The sequence below is a fragment of the Streptomyces sp. NPDC051909 genome, from assembly GCF_040681095.1.
GTDB lineage: Bacteria > Actinomycetota > Actinomycetes > Streptomycetales > Streptomycetaceae > Streptomyces.
The window spans coordinates 118999-136121 of sequence record NZ_JBFAYA010000002.1 but is presented as its reverse complement, the minus strand read 5'-3'; the positions used below and the strand labels follow the sequence as shown (position 1 = coordinate 136121).

Below are 17123 nucleotides of genomic sequence, written 5' to 3'. Positions count from 1 at the left end.
CCGGTTCCCGCCGCCCCGTACCCTGGTAGGGCTATGACTAAGACTCTTCGCGTCCTCGCCGCCATGTCCGGCGGAGTGGACTCCGCCGTCGCCGCCGCCCGCGCCGCGGAGGCCGGTCACGACGTCACCGGCGTGCACCTGGCCCTCTCCGCGAACCCGCAGTCGTTCCGTACCGGCGCGCGGGGCTGCTGCACCATCGAGGACTCGCGTGACGCCCGCCGCGCCGCCGACGTCATCGGCATCCCCTTCTACGTGTGGGACCTCGCCGAGCGCTTCCGCGAAGACGTCGTGGACGACTTCGTCGCCGAGTACGAGGCGGGCCGCACGCCCAACCCGTGCCTGCGCTGCAACGAGAAGATCAAGTTCGCCGCGCTGCTCGACAAGGCCCTCGCGCTCGGCTTCGACGCCGTCTGCACCGGCCACTACGCGACCGTCGTCCTGAACGCGGACGGCACCCGCGAGCTGCACCGGGCCTCCGACATGGCCAAGGACCAGTCGTACGTGCTCGGCGTGCTCGACGAGAAGCAGCTGGCGCACGCCATGTTCCCGCTCGGCGACACCCTCACCACCAAGGACGAGATCCGGGCGGAGGCGGAGCGGCGCGGCCTCGCGGTCGCGAAGAAGCCCGACAGCCACGACATCTGCTTCATCGCCGACGGCGACACCCAGGGCTTCCTCGCCTCCCGACTCGGCACGGCCGAGGGCGACATCGTCGACGAGTCCGGTACGAAGGTGGGCACCCACGAGGGCGCGTACGGCTTCACCATCGGCCAGCGCAAGGGCCTGCGCATCGGGCACCCCGCCCCCGACGGCAAGCCGCGCTACGTCCTCGACATCTCGCCGGTGAACAACACGGTCACCGTCGGCCCCGTCGAGGCCCTCGACGTCACCGCCCTCACCGCCATCAAGCCCCGCTGGTGCGGCGCCGCCCCCGAGGGCCCCGGCCGCTACACCGCCCAGCTGCGCGCCCACGGCGAGGAGACCCCGGTGAGCGCGGCGATGACGGACGGCGAGCTGTCCGTCACCTTCGACGCGCCGGTCCGGGGCGTGGCCCCGGGCCAGGCGATCGTGCTGTACGACGGCACGCGGGTGGTCGGCTCGGCGACGATCGCGACGACGGTACGGAGGACGGCGCCGGCGACGGTCTGAGGCCCGGCGCCTCAGGCCCTCGCGCCTCAGGCCCCGACCGGCTCCTCCGCACGGCAGTCGTCCAGGAACCCCTCCAGGACCGGCGCGAGGACATGCGGCGCCACCTGGTGGGTCTGGCCGGTCAGCGTGCGGTGCCGGCCACGCGGCACCGCCGCCGCCACCGAACGGGCCACCCGGCGCGTCCACGACGGGCTCGACCCGCCGTCGACCACCAGCACGCGCGCGTGCACCCGGCCGAGGCGTGCCGCCGGCACCACGCCGTCGCCCACCACCGCGTCGTCGTACGCCAGGGTGTGCGCCAGCGCCTCCAGGACCGGGCGCGGCAGCGCCGCCACGGCCCCCGCCGCCTCGCCGAGGAACACGTCGAGCGCTTCGCCCCGCCGCCCCCGGTCGAGCAGCGCCCGCACCCGGCCCCGCCGCGCCGCGGCCTCCGGCCCGTACGGCGGCTCGTACACCGACACCGGCCCGACGGGCACCCCCGCCGCGGCCGCAGCGAGGGCGAGCGCGCCGCCGCAGGCCGTACCGTGCACCGCCGCCGAACCCGCCGCGCCGCCCACCGCGTCGACGAGCGCCGCCAGGTCGGCGATCTCCCGCTCCACCGCGTACGGCCCGGTGTCCCCGCTGGCGCCCCGCCCGCGCCGGTCGTACGCCACCACCGAATAGCGCCGGGCCAGCAGCCCGGCCAGCGGCTCCTCGTCCCCGGCCGTCCCCAGCGCCCCGCTCACCAGGATCACCGGCGGCCCGTCCCCGTACCGCTCGTAGGCGATGCGCGTCCCGTCCTGCGACCTGACCAGACCCCGGGCCCCGCACCGCGTCGTCTTCACCTCGTCCATGGCAGGGCAGACCGCGGCCGTCGCCGGAACTCATCGCTCCCGGAGGGAACTTCCGGAGAGATTCTCGCTGTCGGTGCGAGCGCCTACGGTGGAGCGCATGAACATCTGCGTCTTCCTCTCCGCCGCCGACCTCGACGAGCGCTACACCGGTCCCGCCCGCGACTTCGCCAAGCGCCTCGGCAAGGCGGGCCACACCCTGGTCTGGGGCGGCTCCGACACGGGTCTGATGGGGGTCGTCGCCGATGCCGCCAGGGAGGCGGGCGGCCGACTGGTCGGCGTCTCGGTCGAGTTCCTGGCCCACAAGGCGTATGAGGGCGCCGACGAGATGGTGATGTCCCGGGACCTCTCCGAGCGGAAGGCCCTGCTGCTCGCCAAGTCCGACGCGATCGTGGTCATGGTCGGCGGCGCCGGCACCCTCGACGAGGCCACCGAGATCCTGGAGCTGAAGAAGCACGGCAAGCACACCAAGCCCGTCGTCCTCCTCAACACGGCCGGCTTCTACGACGGCCTGAAGGCCCAGTTCCGCCGCATGGAGGAGGAGGGCTTCCTCCCGGTACCGCTGAGCGATCTCGTCTTCTTCGCGGAGGACGGGGCGGCGGCCCTCGCGTACCTGGAGGAGACCGTGGCGCGCCGCGTTCCCTGAGAACATGAGACCCATGGCTACTCATGTGATCACCGGAGCCGGCTCCGGCATCGGCGCCGCCGTCGCACGGCGGCTGCACGCGCGCGGGGACGAGCTCGTGCTGCACGCGCGGGACGCGGGGCGGGCGAAGGAGCTGGCGGCGGAGTTTCCCGGGGCGCGGACGCTCGTCGGGGACCTGGCGGATCCGGACCGGCTGTCGTGGGCGTTCTCGCACCAGACGCTGCCCGAGCGGGTCGACAGCCTGCTGCACATCGCCGGGGTCGTCGACCTCGGGCCGATCGGAGAGCTCACCCCGAAGAGCTGGCACCACCAGCTGAACGTCAACCTGGTCGCCCCCGCCGAGCTCACCCGCCACTTCCTGCCGCAGCTGCGGGTCTCCAGGGGGCACGTGCTGTTCGTGAACTCGGGCGCCGGGCTCACCGCGCACGCCGAGTGGGGCGCGTACGCCGCCTCCAAGCACGGGCTCAAGGCGCTCGCCGACTCCCTGCGCCACGAGGAGCACGGCAACGGCGTGCGGGTGACCTCGGTGTACCCGGGGCGGACCGCCAGCCCCATGCAGGCGAAGGTGCACCAGCAGGAGGGCAAGGAGTACGACCCCGAGAAGTGGATCGACCCCGAGTCGGTGGCCACCACCATCGTCATGGCGCTGGACCTGCCGCGCGACGCCGAGGTCAACGACCTGACCGTGCGTCCGGGGCGCTGACGCCGCGCTGCCCACGGGGGCGGGGGCGGGCAGCGGCGGCCGAGACGCGACTCCTCGGCCCCGATCACCCCGTCACCGCCGCCACGCGCGAGACCCTGGAACGCCTGGCACGTACGCTTCCCGGGTGAGCGAGAACAGCGACAAGGACACCTTCCCCTGGGCCCCCGCCACCGGCGTCGGCTCCCTGCCCGGCGGCGACGCCCGGGAGGCCGCCAAGACCGTGACCGGGTCCTTCGAGGACTTTCCGTTCCTCGCCGAGCTGCCCGCGCGGGGGCCCGGCGCGGACATGATCGGGCGGACCGCGGGGATGCTCGTCGAGCTGTACGCGCATGTGGAGCCGAGCGGTTGGCGGATCAGCGACCGGCCCGGGCGGGACACGCGGCGGGCGCGGTCGTGGCTGGGGGAGGACCTGGACGCCCTGGAGGAGTTCACCCAGGGGTACGAGGGCGCGCTGAAGGTGCAGGCGGTGGGGCCCTGGACGCTCGCCGCCGCGCTGGAGCTGCGCGGGGGAGAGGCCGCGCTGTCCGATCCGGGGGCCTGCCGGGACCTGACCGGGTCGCTGGCCGAGGGGCTGCGCGGGCACCTCGCGGAGGTCGCCAGGCGCGTCCCGGGCGCCCGGATCGTGCTGCAGCTGGACGAGCCCTCGCTGACCGCCGTACTGCTCGGGCGGATCCGCACCGCCAGCGGTTACCGCACCCACCGGGCCGTCGACCGGCAGGTCGTGGAGAGCGCGCTGCGCGAGGTGATCGCGGTCCACGACGGGCCGGTCGTGGTGCACTCGTGCGCGCCGGGGGTGCCGTTCGGGCTGCTGCGGCGGGCCGGGGCGGCCGGGGTGTCGTTCGACTTCTCGCTGCTCACCGAGCGTGACGAGGAGCCGATCGGGGAGGCCGTGGAGGCCGGGACCAAGCTCTTCGCCGGTGTGGTGCCGTCCACGGACCCGGTCTCGGGGGCATTGTCGGACCCGGGCGGTAGCGTCATGGGTGTCAGGACGCTGTGGCGCAGGCTGGGGCTGAATCCGGGGACTCTCGCCGAGTCCGTGGTGGTCACCCCGACCTGCGGTCTCGCGGGTGCCTCGCCGGCGTACGCCCGCACGGCGCTCGCGCACTGCGTCCGGGCGGCGAGATCGCTCGCGGACAACCCAGAGTGACCGGGTTTCAGGGATCGGGAGGACGAGGAACGGTGGCAGTCGAACAGGGGGCCCCCGCCGAGGCGCGGGAGAAGCACGCCGAGCTGGCGGAGCAGGTCGAGGAGCACCGCTTCCGGTACTACGTGAAGGACCAGCCGGTCGTCAGCGACGCGGAGTTCGACCGGCTCCTGCGCGCCCTGGAGGCCCTGGAGGAGGAGTATCCGGAGCTGCGGACGCCGGACTCGCCGACCCAGAAGGTGGCCGGGTCGTACGAGACGGAGTTCACCGCGGTCCAGCACCGGGAGCGGATGCTGTCGCTGGACAACGCGTTCGACGACGAGGAACTGGCCGCCTGGGCCGAGCGGATCGCCAAGGACGTCGGCACGGGCGACTACCACTTCCTGTGCGAGCTCAAGGTCGACGGACTCGCCGTGAACCTCACCTACGAGCACGGGCGGCTGACCCGGGCCGCGACCCGCGGCGACGGGCGCACCGGCGAGGACATCACGCCGAACGTGCGGACGATCGCCGACATCCCGGACCGGCTGCACGGCGAGCGCGTCCCGGACCTGGTGGAGATCCGCGGCGAGGTCTACTTCCCGATGGAGGCCTTCGAGGGGCTCAACGCGCGCCTGGTGGAGGCCGGTGACAAGCCCTTCGCCAATCCGCGGAACGCGGCGGCGGGTTCGCTGCGCCAGAAGGACCCGAAGGTGACGGCGACCCGGCCGCTGCACATGGTGGTGCACGGCATCGGCGCCCGCGAGGGCCTGGACATCGCCCGGCTCTCCGAGACCTACGCGCTGCTGCACGAGTGGGGCCTGCCGACCGCCCGGCACAACAAGGTGGTGGACTCCCTCGCCGGGGTCCGTGACTTCATCGCGCACTTCGGGGAGAACCGGCACTCCGTCGAGCACGAGATCGACGGCGTCGTCGTCAAGCTCGACGAGATCCCGCTCCAGGGCCGGCTCGGCTCCACGGCGCGCGCCCCGCGCTGGGCGATCGCCTGGAAGTACGCGCCGGAGGAGGTCAACACCAAGCTGGTCGACATCAAGGTCGGCGTCGGGCGTACGGGCCGGGTCACGCCGTACGCGCAGGTGGAGCCGGTGACGGTGGCCGGCTCCGAGGTCGAGTTCGCCACCCTGCACAACCAGGACGTGGTGAAGGCCAAGGGCGTGCTGATCGGCGACACGGTCGTGCTGCGCAAGGCCGGTGACGTGATCCCGGAGATCCTCGGCCCGGTCGCGGACCTGCGGGACGGCTCCGAGCGGGAGTTCGTGATGCCGGCCGAGTGCCCGGAGTGCGGCACGCCGCTGAAGCCGATGAAGGAGGGGGACATCGACCTGCGCTGCCCCAACGCGCGGTCGTGCCCCGCCCAGCTGCGCGAGCGGCTGGCCTTCCTGGCCGGGCGCTCGTCCCTGGACATCGAGAACTTCGGCATGGTCGCGGCGGCGGCGCTGACCCGCCCGCTGGAGCCCGCCGAGCCGCCGCTGGCCGACGAGGGCGACCTCTTCGACCTGACGATCGAGCAGCTGCTGCCGGTCAGGGCGTATGTCCTCGACGCGGACAGCGGGCTGCCCAAGCGGGACCCGAAGACCGGTGAGCCGAAGGTCGTCTCCGTCTTCGCCAACAAGGAGGGCGAGCCGAAGAAGAACGCCCTGGCGATGCTGGAGAACATCGCGGCGGCCAGGACCCGGCCGCTGGCCCGCTTCCTCAACGGTCTGTCGATCCGGCACGTCGGCCCGGTCGCCGCCGAGGCGCTGGCCCGCGAGTTCCGCTCCCTGGACCGGATCGAGCAGGCCACGGAGGAAGAGCTGGCGGCGGTCGACGGGGTCGGCGGGATCATCGCCGCCGCCGTGAAGCAGTGGTTCGCCGAGGACTGGCACCGGGAGATCGTGCGCAAGTGGCGGGCGGCCGGGGTGAGCTTCGAGGACGAGGGCGCCGGGGAGGAGCAGGGGCCGCGCCCGCTGGAAGGACTGACGGTGGTGGTCACCGGCACCCTGCAGGACTTCACCAGGGATGGCGCAAAAGAGGCGCTGCAAGCCCTTGGAGCGAAGGTGACGGGTTCCGTTTCGAAGAAGACCGCCTTCGTCGTCGTCGGTGACAATCCCGGCTCCAAGTACGACAAGGCCATGCAGCTGAAGGTTCCGGTTCTCGACGAGCCCGGCTTCCGGATCCTGCTCGAACAGGGCCCCGAAGCCGCTCAGGAGGCCGCGCTGCCCGTCGCCGAGTAGCCGCGGGAGGTCTGCGGAGGGGGACCGACGGGCCCCGGAAGCTCACCCGTTCGGCGCATACCAGATCGTTACGGGTGGCCTGGTCGCATTCGGGCAAGAGATGGAGAGCGCTGCCCGTAGCGGCCCTCCGCGGCCTACTGTGGTGACCGTGCGTCCGTCACGCACGGCCGCGAGTGCCCTGCCGGCGCGCAGGAGCAGGACACGTGTGTCCGGCGCGCGGCGGGAGACGGCCCAGTGGCATCACGACGGCCCCGCGTTGCGACGGCACCGCCGGCTGTGAGAGGGACGGGAATGAAACCGACCGAGAGTGCCGCCCCGGTCGCACGGCCCCAGGGCCGTGCGGCGTTCGTGGGCATCACCTCCGGGCTGCCCGGAGCGCTGGTGGGCGTCGCCGCCGTCCTGCTCATCGCCGGTCTGTACCGGACGCTGAGCACCGGCGAGGGGCTCTTTCCCGGCGGTGCCGCCGGCTGGTCCCTCGCCGTCCTCACCGGCCTCATCGTCGGACACCTGGTCGCGCTCGGCCGCGACCGCTGGTGGGGCGGCACCGGCTCCGGCGCCGCCCTCACCCTCGCCGTACTCCTCCTGTACGGCTGGGTGCCCGCCTGTCTGGTCTCGCTCACCGTGGTCGTGCTCGTCGCCGCCGCCCGCCGGCACCGCTGGCGCCAGGGCCTGCTGCACGGCGCCGTCGACGTCATCGGCGCCGCCGCCGCCGCCCTCGTCCTCGCCACCTTCGGCGATGTCCCCACCGTCGAGCGGCCCTGGCAGCCCCTCGACTGGGGGATCGGCGACGTACCGGAAGTGATGCTCGCCGCCGTCGCCTACCTCGTGGCGACCCGGCTGCTGCTGTGGTACGCCCTCGCCCCGCAGACCGGCGGACTGCCCACCGCCGCCCGCACCGCGCTGCTCCGCCAGGGCCTGGTCGCCGTCGCCCTGCTCGGCATCGCCCCCCTCATCTGCGTCGTCGCCGCCTCCCGGCCCCCGCTCCTGCCGCTCTTCGCCGTCCCGCTGATCGCCCTCGACTCCACCCTGTGGATCGCCCGCGCCCGCGCCGAGGAACAGCTGCGCGACCCGCTCACCGGACTGCCCAACCGCCAGTGGCTCCTGGAGCGCACCTGGACCGCCCTGGAGGAGGCCGAGGGCGAGGGCGTCCGCTCCGCCCTCGTCCTGATCGACCTCGACCGCTTCCGCTCGGTCAACGACACCCTCGGACACCTCGCCGGCGACCGGCTGCTCCTCCAGATCGCCGAACGGCTCCGGCTCGCGCTGCCCCGCGGCGCCGAGGCCGCCCGGCTCGGCGGCGACGAGTTCGCCGTCCTGCTGCCCACCGCCGACTCCACCACCAGCGCCCAGCGGGTCGCCCGCCACCTCGTCGCCGAGCTGTCCTCCCCGCTCGACCTCGACGGACTGACCCTGGTCCTGGAGGCCAGCGCCGGCGTCGCCGTCTTCCCCGAGCACGCCCTGGACGCCGAGGGCCTGCTGCGCCGCGCCGACGTCGCCATGTACCAGGCCAAGCGGGACCGCACCGGCGTCGAGGTCTACGAGTCCAAGCGCGACTCCAACACCCCCGACCGGCTCGGCCTGCTCGGCGACCTGCGGCGCGCCCTCGACGCCGGCGAGGTCGAGCTGCACTACCAGCCGAAGGTCCGCTTCGACGGCCAGGTGGCCGGCCTGGAGGCGCTGGTCCGCTGGGTCCACCCGGAGAGAGGGAAGGTTCCTCCGGACGAGTTCATCGCCATCGCCGAGTCCTCCGGCCTGATGCCGCACCTCACCGAATACGTCCTGGAGACCGCCCTCGCCCAGGTCGCCCGCTGGCGCGCCCAGGGCCTCGACGTGCCGGTCGCCGTCAACGTCTCGCCGCGCGACGTCCACACCCCCGGCTTCGCCGGCGCCGTCGCGGCCCGGCTCGCCCGGCACGGCGTCCCGGCCGGCGCGCTCCAGCTGGAGATAACCGAGCACGTCCTCCTGGAGGACCCGCAGCGCGCCGCCGACACCATGGCCGGGCTCACCGGCCACGGCGTCAAGATGTCCCTGGACGACTTCGGCACCGGCTACTCCTCCCTGGTCCACCTGCGCCGCCTGCCGGTGAGCGAACTGAAGATCGACCGCTCCTTCGTCGCGCGGCTCGCCGTCGACGCCGAGGACGCCGAGATCGTCCGCTGCACCCTGGACCTCGCCCACTCGCTCGGCCTGCTCGTGGTCGCCGAGGGCGTCGAGGACGACGAGACCTGGGAGCGCCTGCGCGACCTCGGCTGCGACGCCGTCCAGGGCTGGCTGGTGGCCGCGGCCATGCCGCCCGCCGAGACCACCGCCTGGCTCCGCGCCCGCGGCGAACAGCCCTGGCGCCGCCCCTCGGAGATCGCGGCGATGGCCGAGGCCGACCACCCCTCGGACCACGTGGTGCAGTGACCGTTTCACGGGGAGCGGCCCCGGCCCCATAGGATTGGGCCAACACCATCAGACTCACCCCGTGAGGATCCGCATGCCTGGCATCACGCGCGAGGAGGTCGCCCACCTCGCACGGCTGGCACGTCTGGAGCTGAAGGCCGAAGAACTCGACCACTTCGCCGGACAGCTCGACGACATCATCGGCGCGGTCGCCCGCGTCTCCGAGGTCGCCGACCAAGACGTACCCCCGACCTCCCACCCGCTGCCGCTGACCAATGTCATGCGGGCGGACGAGGTCCGTCCGTCGCTCACCCCCGAGCAGGCGCTCTCCGGCGCCCCGGCCCAGGAGCAGCAGCGTTTCAAGGTGCCGCAGATCCTGGGGGAGGACTAAGAACGTCATGACGGACAACAGCACCATCATCAAGCTCACCGCCGCCGAGATCGCGGCGAGGATCGCCTCCGGCGAGCTCACCGCCGTCGAGGTCACCGAGGCCCACCTCGCGCGCATCGACGCCGTCGACGAGAAGGTCCACGCCTTCCTGCACGTCGACCGCGAGGGCGCCCTCGCCCAGGCCCGCGCCGTGGACGAGAAGCGCGCCCGCGGCGAGAAGCTCGGCCCGCTGGCCGGCGTCCCGCTCGCGCTCAAGGACATCTTCACGACCCAGGGCGTGCCCACGACGGTCGGCTCGAAGATGCTGGAGGGCTGGATCCCGCCGTACGACGCGACGCTGGTCAAGAAGCTCAAGGCCGCCGACGTGGTCATCCTGGGCAAGACCAACATGGACGAGTTCGCGATGGGCTCCTCCACGGAGAACAGCGCCTACGGCCCGACCGGCAACCCCTGGGACCTGACCCGGATCCCCGGCGGCTCCGGCGGCGGCTCCTCGGCCGCCCTCGCCTCGTACGAGGCCCCGCTCGCCATCGGCACGGACACCGGCGGCTCGATCCGCCAGCCCGCGGCCGTCACCGGCACCGTCGGCGTCAAGCCGACCTACGGCGCGGTCTCCCGCTTCGGCATGGTGGCCTTCTCGTCCTCGCTCGACCAGGGCGGCCCCTGTGCCCGTACGGTCCTCGACGCGGCCCTGCTGCACGAGGCCATCGCCGGGCACGACCCGCTCGACTCGACCTCCATCGACGCCCCGGTCCCGCCGGTCGTCGAGGCCGCCCGCAACGGCTCGGTGGCCGGCATGCGCGTCGGTGTCGTCAAGCAGTTCCGCGGCGAGGGCTACCAGGCCGGCGTCGTGCAGCGCTTCGACGAGTCCGTCGAGCTGCTGAAGTCGCTGGGCGCCGAGATCGTCGAGGTGGACTGCCCCACCTTCGACCTCGCGCTCTCCGCGTACTACCTGATCGCGCCGTCCGAGTGCTCGTCCAACCTGGCCCGCTTCGACGGTCTGCGCTACGGCCTGCGGACCGGCGACGACGGCACCCGGTCCGCCGAGGACGTCACCGCGCTCACCCGCGAGGCCGGCTTCGGCGCCGAGGTCAAGCGCCGCATCATCCTCGGTACCTACGCGCTGAGCTCCGGCTACTACGACGCCTGGTTCGGTTCGGCGCAGAAGGTCCGCACCCTCATCACCCGCGAGTTCGAGAAGGCCTTCGAGCAGGTCGACGTCATCGTGTCGCCGACCACGCCGACCACCGCCTTCCCGATCGGCGAGCGCGCCGACGACCCGATGGCGATGTACCTCGCGGACCTCTGCACCATCCCGACCAACCTGGCGGGCAACGCCGCCATGTCGCTGCCCTGCGGCCTCGCGCCGGAGGACGGCCTGCCGGTCGGTCTGCAGATCATCGCCCCGGCCCTGAAGGACGACCGTCTCTACAAGGTCGGTGCCGCCGTCGAGGCCGCCTTCGTGGAAAAGTGGGGCCACCCGCTGCTCGAGGAGGCTCCGTCGCTGTGAGTACGACCACGAGTTCCACCAGTGCACTGCAGAAGGCCAAGGGCTTCAAGAAGTCCAAGACCGGTACGTACCTGTCCATGGGCACCACCGCGTTCGGCGCCATCGCCGTGACGAAGCAGATCAAGAAGGCCCGCGCCGAGCACGACACGCTCAAGCTCGTCGACGCCGTGGTGTCCGCCGCCGCCATCGTCACCGGCCTCGCGATCCTGTACCGCGAGCTGAAGCGCCTCGGCGACGACGACGTCCTGCTGGGCTGAGAGGGAAAGTTCCACCGTGACTGTCACTGAACTGCTGTCGTACGAGGCGGCGCTCGCCGAGTTCGACCCCGTCATGGGCCTTGAGGTCCATGTCGAGCTCGGCACGAAGACCAAGATGTTCTGCGCCTGCTCGACCGAGCTCGGCCAGGACGCCAACGCGCAGACCTGCCCGACCTGCCTCGGCCTGCCCGGCGCGCTGCCGGTCGTCAACGCCGTCGGCGTCGAGTCCGCGATCAAGATCGGCCTCGCGCTGAACTGCGAGATCGCCGAGTGGTGCCGCTTCGCCCGGAAGAACTACTTCTATCCGGACATGCCGAAGAACTTCCAGACCTCCCAGTACGACGAGCCGATCGCCTTCAACGGCTATCTGGACGTCCAGCTGGAGGACGGCGAGGTCTTCCGCGTGGAGATCGAGCGCGCCCACATGGAGGAGGACACCGGCAAGTCCACCCACATCGGTGGCGCGACCGGCCGCATCCACGGCGCCTCGCACTCGCTGCTCGACTACAACCGGGCCGGCATCCCGCTCATCGAGATCGTCACCAAGCCGATCGAGGGCGCCGGCGAGCGGGCCCCCGAGGTCGCCAAGGCGTACGTCGCCGAGCTGCGCGAGCTGATCCGTGCCCTGGGCGTCTCCGAGGCGCGCATGGACAAGGGCCAGATGCGCTGCGACGTGAACCTGTCGCTGATGCGGAAGGGCGCGTCGGAGTTCGGCACCCGCTCGGAGACGAAGAACGTCAACTCGCTCCGTTCGGTGGAGCGGGCGGCGCGCTTCGAGATCCAGCGCCACGCGGCGATCCTGGAGGCCGGCGGCACGGTCGTCCAGGAGACCCGGCACTTCCACGAGGACGACGGCTCCACGACCGCCGGCCGCATCAAGGACAACGCCGAGGACTACCGCTACTTCCCCGAGCCGGACCTGGTGCCGGTGGCCCCCTCCCGCGAGTGGGTCGAGGAGCTGCGCAAGGGCCTGCCCGAGCTGCCGCGGGTGCGCCGTAACCGGCTCCGCGAGGAGTGGGGCGTGTCGGAGCACGACATGCAGGCCATCCTCAACGCGGGCGCCGTCGACGCGATCGTCGCCACGACCGAGGCGGGCGCCGACGCGGCGTCGGCCCGCAAGTGGTGGATGGGCGAGCTGGCCCGTAACGCCAACGAGCAGGGTGTCGCGCTCGACGAGCTGCCGATCACCCCGGCGGACGTGGCGCGCGTGTCGGCCCTGGTCGCCGCCGGCGACCTGAACGACAAGCTGGCCCGTCAGGTCATCGAGGGCGTCCTCGCCGGCGAGGGCACCCCGGACGAGGTCGTCGAGAAGCGCGGTCTGAAGGTCGTCTCCGACGACAGCGCGCTCGGCGCGGCCGTCGACGAGGCCATCGCGGGCAACGCGGCCATCGCCGACAAGATCCGCGGCGGCAAGGTCGCCGCGGTCGGCGCCCTGGTCGGCGCGGTCATGAAGGCCACCCGTGGCCAGGCCGACGCGGCGAAGGTCAAGGACCTGATCCTGGAGAAGCTGGGCGTCAGCGAGGGCTGATCACCACTTCGTACGCGCAAAGGGGCGGCCCCGCACCGGAGTTCCGGTGCGGGGCCGCCCCCGTGCGTCACATGGCTCAGTGCTGTCCGGAGCCGTTCCGGCCGCGCTTCCACCACAGCAGGGCCCCGCCCGCCGCGGCGAGGAGCGCCGCGAGGCCGGCGATCAGGCCGACCGGGGTGTCGGAGCCGGTGTGGGCGAGGTCGCCGCCCGGTCCGTTGCCGCCGCCCGTGCCGCCCGAGCCCTGGTCCGCGGGCTTGGAGGGGCCGGCGGTGCCGCTCGGCGGGGTGGACGGCTCGCCCGGCTTCGTCGGGGACGGGCTGGGCGTCGGGTGGCTCGGGCTCGGCTTGGGCGGGGACTTCCGCACGGCGGTGTCACCGCCGAGCAGGGTGGTCGCGGAGTCCTTGTAGCCGAGGACCTCGGCCCGGGAGCCCTTGGTGACGTCCGACAGGTTGGGCTTCTCCGCGGTGAACTGGGTGCGGCTGATGTTCTTCTTGGGCGACTTGGAGAAGTCGACGCCGCCGACGGTCAGCGTGTAGACGTACTCGCCCTCCTTGTACTCGTACTTGTAGTCGCCCTCCATGAACGACTTGCGGTAGTTCTTCCACACCTCGTACGAGTCCCACTTCGCGCCGCGGATCGGCCAGCGGCTCGCGTCGTCGCTGCCGATGATCGAGTGGAACTCACCGGGCTTCTTCGCGTCCTGCTGCTTGACCCACTCGGCGGCCACGCGGGAGGCGTAGACGCGCCGCAGATCGGCGTAGGCCGGGCCTTCGGCGATCTTCTTCTCGACGACCGGGACGAGGAGCCGCTCGACGAGGGCCTGGTTGTGCCGGATCTCGGCCTCGGTCAGCCGGCACTGCTCGCCGGGAGGCTGGGTCCTCGTCTCCTGCGGCACCGAGTTGACCTTGAGCGGGGCGTCGAGGATGAAGATCCCGCCGTCCTGCTCGCGCACCTTGGCCGGCTGCGGGGTGATCCAGTTGCGGATGCCGTGCAGACAGATCCGGTTGTCCTTGTGGGTGAGGTTCTTCCAGAACTCGGCGCCCGCCGGGGTCTTGGGGTCCATCGCCCGCGAGAAGTCGTGCTTCATCTCCAGGTCGGCGTCGAGCAGCACCCGGCCCGCGTCGGTCTTGCCGAAGGAGCGGTCCATGATCCGGTCGGGCTCGTCCGGGTTGAGGTTCACCCAGAACTTGTCGGGCGTCAGCGCCAGCCAGGTGAAGAAGGAGTCCGAGGCCATCTGGGCCTTCTCCCGGCCGCCGAAGCCGGGGTTCTCGTCCTCGTCGGTGTTCTTCGCGGAGAAGGAGTAGTTGAGGCTGCCGGTCTCGTTCTGGCCGACGTAGCGCAGCTCCAGGCTGCTGAAGTCGACACCGCCGGGCCCGCGCAGGGCGCTCTTGGAGTTCTCCTGGAACGGGCGGGCGGCCTCCTGGCGCCTGCGCACGTCCTCCGGAGTCGGCATGGACCGGTTGATCAGGTCGTTGCCGGCGCCGGTGGACGGCTTGGCCGGGTTCGCGGTCATCAGACCCGGGAACCGCGACTTGTACTGGTTGCCCGGCGCGTACGGGGCCGGGGTGGCGCCGTGCCGGTAGTAGTCGATGCCGGCCGCCTTGTACTGGGCCTTGATCTTGGGGTCGGGGTCCTGGCCGTGGATGTAGACCACGCGCCAGCCGCGCCGGACCAGTTCCGCGTCGACCTTCAGCTGCTTGGGCTTGGGGTCGATGCCGGACTTGAACTCGTAGACGGTCTTGGTGCGCGGGTCGACCGCGTCGAAGCGCCGCCCGTTCGGGCCGACGACCTTGTCGCCGAACTTCTGCCGCAGTTCCTTGTCGAGCTGCGGGTCGATGTCGCGCAGATACGTCTCGCAGAGCCAGTTGACGCCGCCGAGGTCGAAGTGGCGGACCACCTCGCGCTCGAAGCCGCCGCCGCGCCGGTTGCGGCCGTTGTTCTCGATGTAGACGTCCTGGAGCCAGTCGGCGAACGGGCCCTTGTACGTGTTGCTGCCCGCCTGGCGGTTGTTCCAGGAGGCGTAGGCGTGTTCCGGAGTGCCGATCTTGTACTTGCCGGTGTCGGTGCCGTACTTGGCGACGTCGGCGGGTGCGTCGATACCGGTGACGTTGAGCGTCGGCTGCTCGAACTCGTAGAACAGGCGCTCCGCGTCGGGCGTCTGCCACTGGTCGGGTCCGGCCGGCTTGTAGCCGGGCAGGGTGTTGCGGGCCGGCTCCTTCGGGCTGGTGCCGAACTTGTCCTGGCAGCGCTTGACCGGCGCCGCGTCGGCCTCGGGCTGGGCGCCGGAGAGTCCGACCGGCAGGCCGACGGCGAGCAGCGAGGTGCCCAGCGCGACGGCCGCCAGGCGGGCCCGGAGCCGCCTCGGTGGGCTTGCTATGTGAGAACTCACGGTTGCTGATCCCTTGTGGGGGCAGGGGGAGTCGTCGTGTCACGGGGCGGTGTACGGCCCCCGTTGCTGACGCCACCCCGGAATGCCCCACCATAGGACGCCCCGGCTCTTTGACACGAACATTGCAGAGCCGCAACTGTGAAGTTTCTGTGGGAAGTTGGCGTGGCGGAGATCAGCCGAACCACACGTCGGTCAGGTTCGCGGCGGCCCGGTCGGTGCGCCGCACGCGGAACAGCGAAGGCCGCAGCCGGGAACGGTCGTCGTCGGTGATCTGGCGGCCGAGGGCCAGCAGGACGTACGCGTCCCAGTCGGCGTGGCGCGGCTCCTCGTCGAGGTCGACGTCGGCGTCGCCGTGGTCGGCGGGGTCGACGCCGAGGGCGCGCAGCACCTCCGCCGGGTCGCCCTCCAGCGTCCAGTCGTCCCCGTCGTCCCAGCCGCCGACCCGCAGTGCCGGGCCGCCCGGCAGGTCGACCAGGTGCTCCTCGTACTCCTGCCCGGCGTCCAGGAGGACGGAGCCGGCGATCCGGGCCTCCGGGTGCAGCTCCCGCTGCCGGCCGGCCTCCTCGGCCATCGCGGCGACCACCGCGTCACCGGCGAGGGCCGGGTCGACGACCAGGACGGTCCCGCCCCAGCAGCCGACGGCGACGATGTCGAGACCGGCGCGGGTCTCGGGGTGCGGCAGCTCGTCGAGGGCGCACGAGGGCAGTTCCTCCAGGACCTCGGCGACGGTGCCGAGCGACTCGGCGACGCGGCGGGCGCGCCCGGGGTCGTTCGGCGGCGCCGTCTCGGGCGTGTTCCGGGTGAACGGCGGGAAGAGCAGGGTCAGTTCGTAGTGGCCCCACTTGTCCACCGGGGTGCTGTCGTCCGTCATGGACGCCACGGTAACGGGAGCGTGCGTCCGTTGACCGGGCGCCTCGCGCCGTACGCCGTCAGCCGGCAAGGAGCGCCAGCACCCGGCGGACCGCCTCCGCCACCGGGGCGCCGATCTCGCCGACGAGCGCGGCGACCCCGCTGACGGCGCCGAGCGCCCGGCGGAAGGCGCCGGGCGGCGCGCCGTCGCCCTGGCGGATGGTCGCCAGGGACTCGTCGAGGACCACGCGGTCCTCGGCGGACACCTGACCCCGGAGGGCCTCGATCGCGCGGACCATGGCCTCGATGACGGCCTGCGGGTCCTGTGCGCCCTGCTGGTTGTGGTCGCTGCGGCCGACGGCCCCTTCCCCGGACGCGTTGTAGAAGTCGCGCATGTTGGTGATGTGGAACTCGTCGCCGCCGCTCACTGTTCCTGCCTCCCCGCGCTGCCCGCGCCGGACCTGTTGTTGTAGAAGTCCCGCATGTTCGCGATGTTGTAGGTGACCATCTGCCGGACGAAGCCCGGGAACTCCGGGTCGTCGATGGCCCGCATGATGTCGCGCACGAGCGCGTGCACCTCCTGCCGGTCCACGCTCGCGAGGAGCGTGCGCGGGTTTCCGGAGGTCTCGATGACCAGGCCGTAGTACGTCCTGGTGACCAGGACGCCGATCAGCTGGAGGAGGAAGCCCGCCACAAGCACGCCCGCGGTGACGGCCGTCCCCTGGGTGATCAGCTCCCGGTCGCTTCCGGACACCTCGCCCGACTGCGCGACGGTGAGCGCGACGGCTGCCAGGAGCCCGGTGATCAGCACGTACTTCACGAAGCGCCCCACGGCCCGCGCGCGTGGGGGTTTGATCCTGATCGTCGTGGCCCGCGCGATGTTCTGCAAGGGATAGGCCTCGCCCCCTATCCAGAGCACGCGCTTGCTGACCTCGACCCTGATCACCTTGCGTCTGGCCATGGGAATCCCCCTCATGCCCCGCCCCGCGCCGCCGTGGAGCCCGCCGTGGCCGTGCGTCGCGCTCAGAATGCTCGCGAACCCCATGCGTCAGCAAGAGGATTTGACGAACCGGAGACCGGCTGGGGCCGCAGGTGGGCACACCTGTCCGATCCGCCCGCCGGCCGGGCT

15 protein-coding genes are annotated in these 17123 nt (G+C 72.2%); 10 read left to right on the top strand and 5 right to left on the bottom strand.

Features of this window, described 5'->3' with window-relative positions:
* Window positions 1–33 precede the first annotated feature (33 nt).
* Window positions 34–1149: a tRNA 2-thiouridine(34) synthase MnmA gene (mnmA, locus tag AB0M18_RS03615; RefSeq protein WP_365755149.1), complete on the top strand. Its 1116-nt coding sequence runs from the start codon at window positions 34–36 to the stop codon at window positions 1147–1149.
* A 26-nt stretch (window positions 1150–1175) separates the two neighbouring features.
* Here the strand turns inward: mnmA and AB0M18_RS03610 are convergent, their stop codons facing one another.
* Complete coding sequence (locus AB0M18_RS03610; protein ID WP_365755148.1) at window positions 1176–1982, bottom strand: alpha/beta fold hydrolase; 807 nt, start codon at window positions 1980–1982, stop codon at window positions 1176–1178.
* 97 nt (window positions 1983–2079) lie between these two features.
* On the opposite strand from AB0M18_RS03610, the gene AB0M18_RS03605 reads away from it, so the two are divergent.
* The 9 genes from AB0M18_RS03605 (at window position 2080) to gatB (ending at window position 12756) form a co-directional block, all read left to right on the top strand.
* Window positions 2080–2625 carry a TIGR00730 family Rossman fold protein gene (locus tag AB0M18_RS03605; protein WP_365755147.1) on the top strand — a complete coding sequence of 182 codons (546 nt, stop codon included), beginning with the start codon at window positions 2080–2082 and terminating at the stop codon, window positions 2623–2625.
* Window positions 2626–2629: 4 nt separating this feature from the next.
* Window positions 2630–3328, top strand: a complete 699-nt coding sequence (locus AB0M18_RS03600) for an SDR family oxidoreductase (protein ID WP_365755146.1) — start codon at window positions 2630–2632, stop codon at window positions 3326–3328.
* Between the two features lie 124 nt (window positions 3329–3452).
* Window positions 3453–4475, top strand: coding sequence for a methionine synthase (locus AB0M18_RS03595; RefSeq protein ID WP_365755145.1), 1023 nt, complete (start codon window positions 3453–3455; stop codon window positions 4473–4475).
* 32 nt (window positions 4476–4507) lie between these two features.
* Window positions 4508–6685, top strand: coding sequence for an NAD-dependent DNA ligase LigA (gene ligA, locus AB0M18_RS03590; protein WP_365755144.1), 2178 nt, complete (start codon window positions 4508–4510; stop codon window positions 6683–6685).
* Between the two features lie 291 nt (window positions 6686–6976).
* The gene (locus tag AB0M18_RS03585) at window positions 6977–9091 is read left to right on the top strand and encodes a bifunctional diguanylate cyclase/phosphodiesterase (RefSeq protein WP_365755143.1); all 2115 of its coding nucleotides are present in this window, start codon (window positions 6977–6979) and stop codon (window positions 9089–9091) included.
* Between the two features lie 73 nt (window positions 9092–9164).
* On the top strand, window positions 9165–9461 hold the full coding sequence (gatC, locus tag AB0M18_RS03580; protein ID WP_010984178.1) for an Asp-tRNA(Asn)/Glu-tRNA(Gln) amidotransferase subunit GatC: 297 nt from the start codon (window positions 9165–9167) through the stop codon (window positions 9459–9461).
* A gap of 7 nt (window positions 9462–9468) precedes the next feature.
* Window positions 9469–10971, top strand: a complete 1503-nt coding sequence (gene gatA, locus AB0M18_RS03575) for an Asp-tRNA(Asn)/Glu-tRNA(Gln) amidotransferase subunit GatA (RefSeq protein WP_365755142.1) — start codon at window positions 9469–9471, stop codon at window positions 10969–10971.
* Complete coding sequence (locus tag AB0M18_RS03570) at window positions 10968–11228, top strand: hypothetical protein (protein WP_265864717.1); 261 nt, start codon at window positions 10968–10970, stop codon at window positions 11226–11228. Before gatA ends, AB0M18_RS03570 begins: the two co-directional genes overlap by 4 nt.
* Before the next feature lie 16 nt (window positions 11229–11244).
* On the top strand, window positions 11245–12756 hold the full coding sequence (gatB, locus tag AB0M18_RS03565; protein ID WP_365755141.1) for an Asp-tRNA(Asn)/Glu-tRNA(Gln) amidotransferase subunit GatB: 1512 nt from the start codon (window positions 11245–11247) through the stop codon (window positions 12754–12756).
* A gap of 76 nt (window positions 12757–12832) precedes the next feature.
* Here gatB and AB0M18_RS03560 read toward each other — a convergent pair whose 3' ends face one another.
* From AB0M18_RS03560 to AB0M18_RS03545, 4 genes are all read right to left on the bottom strand, one after another.
* On the bottom strand, window positions 12833–15145 hold the full coding sequence (locus AB0M18_RS03560; RefSeq protein WP_365755140.1) for an LPXTG cell wall anchor domain-containing protein: 2313 nt from the start codon (window positions 15143–15145) through the stop codon (window positions 12833–12835).
* 172 nt (window positions 15146–15317) lie between these two features.
* Window positions 15318–16016 carry a DUF6333 family protein gene (locus AB0M18_RS03555; protein WP_365755139.1) on the bottom strand — a complete coding sequence of 233 codons (699 nt, stop codon included), beginning with the start codon at window positions 16014–16016 and terminating at the stop codon, window positions 15318–15320.
* 58 nt (window positions 16017–16074) lie between these two features.
* Complete coding sequence (locus tag AB0M18_RS03550) at window positions 16075–16422, bottom strand: hypothetical protein (RefSeq protein ID WP_365755138.1); 348 nt, start codon at window positions 16420–16422, stop codon at window positions 16075–16077.
* Window positions 16419–16955, bottom strand: coding sequence for a DUF6232 family protein (locus AB0M18_RS03545; RefSeq protein ID WP_365755137.1), 537 nt, complete (start codon window positions 16953–16955; stop codon window positions 16419–16421). Before AB0M18_RS03545 ends, AB0M18_RS03550 begins: the two co-directional genes overlap by 4 nt.
* Window positions 16956–17123: the final 168 nt, after the last annotated feature.